This is a genomic window from Microbacterium sp. CIAB417 (genome assembly GCF_022788845.1).
This window is the reverse complement of sequence record NZ_JAHZUT010000038.1, coordinates 1-630: the sequence shown is the minus strand read 5'-3', so window position 1 is coordinate 630 and position 630 is coordinate 1. Positions and strand designations below refer to the sequence as shown.

At 64.0% G+C, this 630-nt stretch carries 1 protein-coding gene; it reads left to right on the top strand.

Annotated elements, in window-relative coordinates; genetic code table 11:
* Positions 1-130: 130 nt before the first annotated feature.
* A partial coding sequence (locus KYX17_RS31620; protein WP_243233727.1) for a fibronectin type III domain-containing protein occupies positions 131-630 on the top strand: 500 nt, incomplete at its 3' end.

Below are 630 nucleotides of genomic sequence, written 5' to 3'. Positions count from 1 at the left end.
CGTGCGGTATCGGATCGGGGATGTGACGGAGGATCCGGATCGTGAGGTGGATGGTCAGATTGTTCTGACGGTTCAGGGGAAGCCGGATGCTCCGGGTCGTCCGACGGTGTCGAGTGTGCAGGATCGGACGGTGGTGTTGTCGTGGTCGCCGCCGGCGAACAATGGGGCGGAGATCTCCGGGTATACGGTGCGGTCGGTGCAGGGTGCGGCGTATGAGAAGCAGTGCACGTCGACGACGTGCACGTTGGATGGTCTGACGAACAATGTGAAGTATCTGTTCCAGGTGACGGCGACGAATCGGGTGGGGGAGTCGGATCCGTCGGCGTCGTCGGCGGAGGCGCGTCCGGATGCGCGTCCGGATACTCCGGCGGCTCCGACGTTGACGTTCGGGGACAAGGAGTTGAAGATCGCGTGGACGACTCCGACGACTCCGGGGTCGCCGGTGGAGTATTACACGTTGGAGCTGGTGGGTGGTGTGGGGTCGGGTCAGAAGACCAACATCACGGGGAACAGTTATACGTGGACGGGGTTGGAGAACGGGTCGTCGTACACGGTGCGGATCCAGGCTCATAACCTGGCTCCGGAGCCGTCGAGCTGGAGTCAGCCGTCGCTGCCCGAGGTCCCGGCCGG